General features: G+C 72.7%; 4 protein-coding genes. 2 read left to right on the top strand and 2 right to left on the bottom strand.

The genetic code is table 11. The features are described 5' to 3' along the window. Both IBX53_RS16225 and IBX53_RS16220 read left to right on the top strand, forming a co-directional pair. A partial coding sequence (locus IBX53_RS16225; RefSeq protein WP_290911455.1) for an ABC transporter ATP-binding protein occupies positions 1-1023 on the top strand: 1023 nt, incomplete at its 5' end. Then, a complete protein-coding gene (locus tag IBX53_RS16220) occupies positions 1016-2014 on the top strand; it encodes an ABC transporter ATP-binding protein (RefSeq protein ID WP_290911452.1) in 999 nt (332 codons plus the stop codon). The genes IBX53_RS16225 and IBX53_RS16220, both read left to right, overlap by 8 nt. Before the next feature lie 49 nt (positions 2015-2063). Here the strand turns inward: IBX53_RS16220 and IBX53_RS16215 are convergent, their stop codons facing one another. Next, positions 2064-2456, bottom strand: coding sequence for a glutaredoxin (locus tag IBX53_RS16215; RefSeq protein WP_290911449.1), 393 nt, complete (start codon positions 2454-2456; stop codon positions 2064-2066). An 80-nt stretch (positions 2457-2536) separates the two neighbouring features. Then, positions 2537-4131 (bottom strand): hypothetical protein (locus IBX53_RS16210; protein WP_290911446.1); only part of this gene is annotated, 1595 nt, incomplete at its 5' end.

Here is a 4131-nt window from a genome sequence, read left to right as displayed (position 1 = left end):
GCCGCAGGCGAGCCCCTGCTTCGCGTCGAGGAGCTGGCGCTGCACTACCGCACCCGCGGCGGCGCGGTGCGCGCCGTGGACGGGGTGAGCTTCGACGTGAAGCGCGGCGAGGCGCTGGTGATCCTCGGCGAGTCGGGCTGTGGCAAGAGCTCGCTGGCCCGGGCGCTGATGCGCCTGCTGCCGCGCAACCTGGCTCACCTCGGGGGGCGGGTCAGCCTGGGCGATGCCCCGATCAGCGAGCTCTCCGACGAGCGCTTTCGCCGCGAGGTGCAGTGGTCGCGCATGGCGCTGGTGATGCAGGCCTCCATGAACGCCCTGAACCCGGTGGTGAAGGTGGGCGAGCAGGTGGCCGAGCCGCTGCGCGAGCTGAAGCGCTGGCCCAGGCGCCGGGCGCTCGAGCGTGCCGCCGAGGTGTTCCAGCGCGTCGGGCTGCCGCTGGACTTCATGGCCCGCTACCCCTTCGAGCTCTCCGGCGGCATGCGCCAGCGGGCGGTACTGGCCATGGCGCTGGTGGCGGAGCCGGAGCTGGTGATCCTCGACGAGCCCACCTCGGCGCTGGACGTGCTGACCCAGGCGGCGATCATGAATGTCCTGAAGGAGATCAAGGCGGAGCAGGGCACCAGCTTCATCCTGATCACCCACGACGTGGCCACTTCCAGCGAGCTGGCCGACCGGGTGGCGCTGATGTATGCCGGCGAGCTGGTGGAGGCGTGCAGCGCGGCGCGCTTCTTCGCCGAGCCGGCCCACCCCTATTCGCGCCTGCTGATGAAAAGCGTGCCGCGGCTCCACGAGCGCGAGCGCCCGCGGGCCATTCCCGGCCAGCCGCCGAGCCTGCTCGACCCGCCCGGGGGGTGTCGCTTCGCCGCGCGCTGCCCCGAACGCTTCGCCCGCTGCGCCGAGCCACCGCCGGCGTTGGTTCCGGGCGGGGGCGCCCGGGAGGGGGCGGGTGAAGCGGCGACCGAGAGCCGCCATCGGGTGCGCTGCTGGCTGCATGCGCCGAATGGGGGAGCCGAGCATGGCTGAGACGCCGCTGGTGGAGGCTCGTGGCCTGCACACCTGGTTCGAACTGCGCCAGTGGGGCTTTCTGCGGGTGGGAGCAGTGCGCGCCGTGGATGACGTCAGCTTCACCCTGGCCCGGGGCGAGGCGGTGGCCTTCGTCGGCGAGTCGGGCTGTGGCAAGAGCTCCCTGGTGCGGACCCTGCTGGGCCTGCATCGACCTACCCTGGGCGAGGTGCGCTTCGAGGGGGAATCGCTGGCCGGCCTCAAGGGCGCCGCGCTCAAGGCCTGGCGGGCCCGGGTGGGCTATGTGCAGCAGGACCCCTTCGGCGCGCTGCCGCCCTTCCTGGACGTGCGGCGCATCCTCGCCGAGCCGCTCAAGGTCCACGGCGTGACGGATCGCGCCGAGCGCGAGCGGCGCATCCGCGCGGCCCTGGAGGAGGTGCGCCTGACCCCGGTGGAGGAGGTCCTCGGCAAGTTCCCGCACATGCTCAGCGGTGGCCAGCAGCAGCGGGTGGTGATCGCCCGGGCGCTGATCCTCGAGCCGGCGCTGGTGATCGCCGACGAGCCGGTGTCGATGCTCGACGCCTCGGTGCGGGTGGAGATCCTGGAGCTGTTGCGGGGCATCCAGCGCGACCGTGGCCTGACTCTGGCCTTCGTCACCCACGACCTGGCCACGGTGCGCCACTACGCCGAGCGCATCTTCGTGCTCTATGCCGGCAAGGTGGTGGAGAGCGCCCCGGTGGACGACCTGCTCGACGCCCCCCAGCACCCCTACACGCGGGCGCTGCTGGCCGCGCTCTCCGACCCGGACGCCGCCAACGCCACTCGCCAGCGGGAAGTGCCTGCCGGCGAACCGCCGAGCCTGATCGACCCGCCGGCTGGGTGTCGCTTCCATCCGCGCTGTCCCCAGGCCATGGCGGGGCTATGCGACCGGGAGGTGCCCCCGGACTTCATGACGCGCCCCGGCCATGGCGCCGCCTGCTGGCTGCACGACCCGAGCCGCGAGGATGGATAATCTCCGTCGTTGACGGCACGGAGAAGCGCCGGGTTCATTGGGGCTGTCTCTAGGCTTGACCGAAGCGCTGGTGCAGCCAGGCGTTGATGGCGTCGGACTCGTAGAGCCACTCGTCACTGCCGTCGTCCCGGCGGATCTTCAGGCAGGGGACCTTGATGCGCCCGCCGCCCTCGGCCAGGGCCTGGCGGTGTTCCGGGTGGAGCTGGGCGTCGCGCACCTCGATGGGCAGACCCAGGCGGGCGATCTCCTTGCGCACCTTGACGCAGAAGGGGCAGGTGCGGAACTGGTAGAGCGCGAGGTTCTCGCAGGCGCGGTCGACCTCGGCCTGCTCCTCGGGCGTGCGCTCGATGGATTTCGGGGTGGAGAGCTTCTCGGCGATCATGACGACCGGGGCCAGCACCAGGCGCAGGCCGCGGAAGAAGGTGCGGATGATGATTCGCATCGGGGGAAGTGACCTCGGGAATGGTGTAGGAAACGGCCCCCATGATGCCTGCCTGGGCAGCGGCTGGCCATCCCAGTCGGCTACTCCTCCCACTCGATGCGCAGCGGATTCTCGTCTGTCGGCCAGGTGTCGACGTCGCGGGTCTCGCCGTCCTCGCCCAGCACCAGGTGGCTGCGCTGGCCGTGGTGGCGCAGTCGCGCGGCGAGCATGGCCAGGCCCTCGGCGTCATCGCCGCTGAGCAGGCCGATGGGGTGCGCCGGATGCATCCAGACCCTTGCCCGGCCGGCCTGTTCCAGCCCCTCCCGTGGCGGTGGGGTGAGGCCCTGGCGCTCGCGCCACGCGATGGCCTCGTCGGTGGTGCCGACCACCAGCAGCGGCGCGCTGGCCTTCCGCGTGCCGTCCACTGCCGTCTCGGCTGGCGGCGACGCGAGCCGGCGGCCCAGGGCCCGGCTGGCCAGCGCTTCCAGTTCCCCCGTGTTGCCGGGCGTCAGGGCCACCACCCGGGTGTCGGGGTCGAGCAGCAGCCGGCGCAGCACGCTGGGCAGCGCGCCCGGATGGCGCAGCAGGTGCGCGTCGGGGTCTATCTCGAGCGCCCGAGGGGCCCCCGACAGCGACAGGGCGAAGGGCTGGCGAATGCTCTCCATGGGCTGGATCAGGGTCACCGGTCCGTCTTCCGTTTCCACCACCAGAGGCACGCTCAGGGGCCAGGGGGCGTGCTCGCCCTGCTGGACCAGCACGCCATGCAGCCAGCCGCTGTCCGGTTCGGCCTCGAAGCGAACCTCCTCCAGGGCCAGCGCGGGGCGGCTGGGGCGGTCGCGCCAGGCGGCGAAGAAGGGGGCAAGCTCCTCGCCCGCCGCCTCGCCGAAGGCGGCCTCCAGGGCCTGCCAGTTGGCGGTGCGGTGCATCCAGCGCTCGGCGAAGGCGACCAGGGCGGCGTCGAAGGTGGCATCGCCCAGGCGCTGGCGCAGCCTGTGGAAGAGCAGGGCGCCGTGCTGGTAGCCGATCAGGCGGCCGACCGGGTCGGGGCCGCCGCGAAAGTCGCGCAGGATCGGTTCGTGGGCGGCGGGCAGGGCGGCCAGGTCACGCAGCCAGCCCCGGCGCAGGTCGGCATCCTCGCCTGCCGCCTCGGCCACGGCGTGGTCGGCCAGGTAGGTGGTCAGCGCCTCGGCCCAGTTGCCGTCGGCGTAGTCCACCTGGACCCCGGCGCCCCACCAGGCGTGCATGATCTCGTGGGGCAGCGAAGTGTCGGGAATGAAGGGCAGCGGGATGACGCGCTCACCGAGCAGGGTGAAGCCGGGGAAGGCGAGCCCCACCGGCGCCGGCGAGGCGGCGATGCTGAAGCTCGCGAGGGGCAGGCGCCCCAGCCGGGCCTGGAAGGCGGCCAGGTGGTGCGCGGCTCGCTCCATATAGGTCGCGCCGAAGGCGGCGTCCAGTGCCTCCGGGAAGAGCACCCGCAGGGTCACGCCGTCGACCTCGCGCTCGCGCAGTACCCAGGGACCGGCAGCGACCTCCACCTCGCGGGTCCGCGGGTGGTGGAAGCGGGCGAGCCTGCCATCCGCCGTGGCCAACTCCTCCACCAGCGAGCCGCTGCCCAGCGCCCGCTGGCCCGGCGGGGTATGCACCTCGAGCGAGAGCGGCCCCGCCTCCTCCACCAGGTGGGGATACCAGCCGGCTC

The sequence above is a fragment of the Halomonas sp. genome (assembly GCF_014859505.1).
Classification (GTDB): Bacteria; Pseudomonadota; Gammaproteobacteria; order Pseudomonadales; family Halomonadaceae; genus Halomonas.
Note: the sequence above shows the minus strand (reverse complement) of the source record. Positions and strands in the feature narration are given on the sequence as shown.